The sequence below is a fragment of the Ramlibacter sp. genome (genome assembly GCF_035706265.1).
Taxonomy (GTDB): domain Bacteria; phylum Pseudomonadota; class Gammaproteobacteria; order Burkholderiales; family Burkholderiaceae_C; genus Ramlibacter.
Genome location: NZ_DASSVG010000454.1, coordinates 1 through 3529, shown reverse-complemented (window position 1 = coordinate 3529; position 3529 = coordinate 1). Strand labels below are relative to the sequence as shown.

The 3529-nt window shown below is 68.1% G+C and carries 5 protein-coding genes; 2 read left to right on the top strand and 3 right to left on the bottom strand.

All coding sequences use genetic code 11. The annotated features are described in order from the left end of the window. Positions 1-583, top strand: a 583-nt coding sequence (locus VFM98_RS16340) for an ABC transporter ATP-binding protein (RefSeq protein WP_325110959.1), incomplete at its 5' end; no start/stop codon positions are given. Here VFM98_RS16340 and msrB read toward each other — a convergent pair. Then, a complete protein-coding gene (gene msrB / locus VFM98_RS16335; protein WP_325110958.1) occupies positions 548-1108 on the bottom strand; it encodes a peptide-methionine (R)-S-oxide reductase MsrB in 561 nt (186 codons plus the stop codon). The two genes, VFM98_RS16340 and msrB, sit on opposite strands and share 36 nt — an antisense overlap. A gap of 62 nt (positions 1109-1170) precedes the next feature. Beyond that, the gene (locus VFM98_RS16330) at positions 1171-1452 is read right to left on the bottom strand and encodes a hypothetical protein (RefSeq protein ID WP_325110957.1); all 282 of its coding nucleotides are present in this window, start codon (positions 1450-1452) and stop codon (positions 1171-1173) included. A gap of 116 nt (positions 1453-1568) precedes the next feature. Between VFM98_RS16330 and VFM98_RS16325 the strand changes: the two genes are divergently transcribed. Further along, the gene (locus VFM98_RS16325; protein WP_325110956.1) at positions 1569-2546 is read left to right on the top strand and encodes a tripartite tricarboxylate transporter substrate binding protein; all 978 of its coding nucleotides are present in this window, start codon (positions 1569-1571) and stop codon (positions 2544-2546) included. An 83-nt stretch (positions 2547-2629) separates the two neighbouring features. Here VFM98_RS16325 and VFM98_RS16320 read toward each other — a convergent pair. Continuing rightward, on the bottom strand, positions 2630-3529 hold a 900-nt coding region (locus tag VFM98_RS16320), incomplete at its 5' end, for an ABC transporter permease (protein ID WP_325110955.1).

The window sequence follows — 3529 nt, the reverse complement described above, 5'->3', positions numbered from 1 at the left end:
CCTGCGCCTGGACATCGGCATGATGTTCCAGACCTCGGGCCTGTTCAGCGACCTGTCGGTCTACGACAACGTCGCTTTTCCCATCGTCGAGAACTTCAAGGTGCCCGAGGAGCTGCTGCGGCGGCTGGTCACCATGAAGCTGCATGCCGTGGGCCTGCGCGGCGCACGCGACATGATGCCGGGCGACCTGTCGGGCGGCATGACGCGGCGCGTGGCGCTGGCGCGCGCCGTCGCCACCGACCCGAAGCTGATGATGTACGACGAGCCGTTCGCCGGACTGGATCCCATCTCGCTCAACCAGGTCGCCACGCTGATCCGCGAGCTGAACCGCTCGCTCGGCCTGACCTCCATCGTGGTCACGTACGACGTGAAGGAGGCGCTGCACGTGTCGGACTACGTCTACGTGATCGGCGACGGCCTCGTGCTGGGGCAGGGCACCCCCGAGGAGGTGAGCCGTTCCGCCGATCCTTACCTGAAGCAGTTCCTGAACGCGCTGCCCGACGGGCCGGTGCGCTTCCACTTCCCCGGCCCGGCGCTGGCCGGAGACCTAAACCTTGCCGCCGTCCCGCGGCAGGAAGCGTAGCGCCACGCCGTTGTTGCACCAGCGCTGGCGCGTCGGCTCCGGGCCGTCGTCGAACACGTGCCCGTGGTGGCCGCCGCAGCGCGCGCAGTGGTATTCGGTGCGCGGGTAGATGAGGAAGTAGTCCTTCTTGGTCTCGAAAGCGCCCGGGATGGTGGTGAAGAAGCTCGGCCAGCCGGTGCCCGACTCGTACTTCATCGCCGAGGTGAACAGCGGCAGGCCGCAACCGGCGCAGGCGAACACGCCGGGGCGCTTCTCCACGTTCAGGGGACTGGTGCCGGCGCGCTCGGTGCCTTCCTCGCGCAGCACCTTGTATGCCTCGGCGGGCAGGCGCTTTTTCCATTCCTCCTTGCTCAGCCGCAGCGGCTCGCCGGCGGCGGGCAGGCTCGCGCCCGCCGGCAGCAGCGCCTTCCAGTTCTTCTGCAGCTCCTCGATGCCTTTCATGCCGGCAGGCGGCGCGGCGAGCGCCCCGAAGCTTGCCCACAGGGGCGCCGCCGCGAATCCTGCAAGAAGGGTGCGTCGTTGCATGGTTTCCTCATTGGGTGCGTGCGGGTTGGTCGCGCCAATGGCGGAAACCTAACACCCCGGCCCTAAAGCGGGAAGTGCAGCCGGATGGAAATGCCGCTGACCGGCGCCGGCGCCTGATACACCGGGTGGGCCGGCGCGTAGACCACGCGCGGCGGCGGCGCATAGACCACCCGGGGGCGGGGCGCGTAGTACACCACGCGCGGCGGCGGCATCACCACCACCGGCCGGGGATGGTGCTTCCACTGGTAGCGGTGGCGCTGGTCGTAGCGGTGGTGGCCGTTGTCGGCGAGCACCGGCGCGGCAATCATCAGGCCCGCGGCCGCGAGGATCAGTTTCTTCAGCATGGCAACCTCCTTCGTTAGGGTTGGTGCGCCTATTTCACTCGCCGGCGGGCCCGGAGTGAACCGAGAAAGTGCAACATCTGTAACCGCGTGTTACTTTCGCCGCCAGGAGGAGACTCATGTCACGCATAGCGCTGTTCGCGGTTCTTGCCGTCTTGTCGTTTCCCGGGATGGCGCAGGACGCCTATCCCACCAGGCCGATCACCATGATCGTGCCGTTCCCGCCCGGGGGAGTGGCCGACATCGTCGGCCGGCCGCTCGCGGCCACCATGGAAAAGACCCTCAACCAGCCGGTGGTGATCGTCAATCGCACCGGCGCCGGCGGCGCGGTGGGCATGGCCGCCGCGGCCAAAGCGGCGCCCGACGGCTACACCATCCTCATGGCGCTGTCGTCGATCTCCATCTTTCCGGTGTCCGACCGCATCATGGGCCGCACGCCGCCCTACGAGCTGGCGGACTTCGCGCCCATCGCGCTGGTCACGGCCGATCCGACCGTGCTGGTGGTGCGCAGCGACGGGCCCTTCAAGACGGTGAAGGACTTCGTCGACTACGCCAAGGCCAACCCGGGCAAGATCAACTATTCCTCGTCGGGCGTGTACGGCACGCTGCACGTGGCGATGGAGATGTTCGCCGGCGCCGCGGGCATCAAGCTGTTCCACGTCCCCTACCAGGGCGGCGGGCCGGCGGTGCGGGCGCTGCTCGCCGGCGAGGTGCAGGCTTCCGCGCAGGGGCCGGCGGCGGCCATCGCGCAGATCCGCGCCGGCAAGATGCGCGCGCTCGCCGGCTGGGGCGCTGAGCGGCTGAAGCTGCTGCCCGACATCCCGACCCTCAAGGAGCTCGGCTACGACGCCGAGTTCTACATCTGGTCGGGCGTGTTCGCGCCCGCCGGCACGCCCGCGCCGGTGGTCGGCCGGCTGCGCGAGGCGGTGCGCGCCGCGGCCAACGCGGCCGACTTCCGCAGCGCCATGGAGAAAGTCTCCACCCCGGTCAGCTACCTGGACGCGCCCGAGTTCCGCAAGTTCTGGGAGCGCGACGCCAAGCGCCTGGCGGCGGCGATCGAGAAGATCGGCCCGGTAGAGGACGCGAAGAAGAAGTAGCGTCGGTCGGAAGTGGGGACGGACCCCATTTATTTTCGAAGACAAGCTTGAGCGGGAAAATAAATGGGGTCCGTCCCCATTTCCTAATCGAGCGTGCGCTTGTAAAAGCGCAGGCCGATCGCGATCACCGCGAGCATGAAGGCCAGGATCGGCCAGATCTGCGGCCACAGCTCGTGCAGCTGGTTGCCCTTGAGCATGATGCCGCGCACCAGCACCAGGAAGTGGGTGAGCGGCAGCAGCGAGCCGAGCCACTGCGCCCATTCCGGCATGCCGCGGAACGGGAACATGAAGCCCGACAGCAGGATCGACGGCAGGAAGAAGAAAAACGTCATCTGCATCGCCTGCAGCTGGTTGCGCGCGATCGACGAGAAGGTGATGCCGAGGGTCAGGTTGGCGGCGATGAACATCAGCACCACGAAGTAGAGGAGGAGCGCGCTGCCCTGCATCGGCACCTCGAAGAGCAGCAGCGCGCAGCCGATGATCAGCGTCACCTGGATGAGGCCGATGAGGATGTAGGGCACGATCTTGCCGGTCATCACCTCGATCGGCGCCGCCGGCGTCGCCAGCAGGTTCTCGAAGGTGCCGCGCTCGCGCTCGCGCGTCATGGCAAGCCCGGTCATCAGCACCATGGTCATGGTGAGGATGGTGCCGATCAGGCCCGGCACGATGTTGTACGCCGTCACGCCCTCCGGGTTGTAGCGCCGGTGCACGCGCACCTCGACCGGCGGCGGCGCGGCCTTCAGCTCGGAGAGCGTGCCGCCGAGGTCGCGGTTGAGCGCATTGGTGACGAGGTTGAGGGCGGCGACGGCGTTGCCTACGGCGGCCGGGTCCGAGGCGTCGGCCTCGACCAGGATTTGCGGGCTGTCGCGGCGTACCACCCGGCGGGTGAAGTCGCCGGGGATGGTGATGGCGAACTGAACCGCGCCGCGCTCGATCAACTCGTCCATCTCGGCCGGCGAGCGGGCGACATGGTCGATCGAGAA

Excerpts from the sequence above, each read along its gene's own strand:
- VFM98_RS16330 (WP_325110957.1), bottom strand. The coding sequence starts at position 1,452 with ATGCTGAAGAAACTGATCCTCGCGGCCGCGGGCCTGATGATTGCCGCG.
- VFM98_RS16325 (WP_325110956.1), top strand. The coding sequence starts at position 1,569 with ATGTCACGCATAGCGCTGTTCGCGGTTCTTGCCGTCTTGTCGTTTCCC.
- msrB (WP_325110958.1), bottom strand. The coding sequence starts at position 1,108 with ATGCAACGACGCACCCTTCTTGCAGGATTCGCGGCGGCGCCCCTGTGG.